The sequence below is a fragment of the Bacillus sp. NH11B genome (assembly GCF_001884205.1).
Taxonomy (GTDB): domain Bacteria; phylum Bacillota; class Bacilli; order Bacillales; family Bacillaceae_G; genus Bacillus_A; species Bacillus_A proteolyticus.
Genome location: NZ_MAOG01000062.1, coordinates 1 through 223, shown reverse-complemented (window position 1 = coordinate 223; position 223 = coordinate 1). Strand labels below are relative to the sequence as shown.

The 223-nt window shown below is 37.2% G+C and carries 1 pseudogene; it reads left to right on the top strand.

Annotated features, from left to right (window positions below):
• Positions 1 to 223, top strand: a pseudogene (locus BAU27_RS09370) (spore germination protein); the annotation flags it as partial.

The following is a 223-nucleotide window of genomic DNA, read 5'->3' as shown; positions in this document are numbered from 1 at the left end:
TTCTCAACCGAAACAGCAAGGTTCTAAACAGGATGATTCTTCTCAAAAGAAACAACAAAAATCTGAGCAAGACGATTCTTCTCAACCGAAACAGCAAGGTTCTAAACAGGATGATTCTTCTCAACCAAAACAGCAAAACTCTGAACAAGATGATTCTTCTCAACCGAAACAGCAAGGTTCTAAACAGGATGATTCTTCTCAAAAGAAACAACAAAAATCTGAG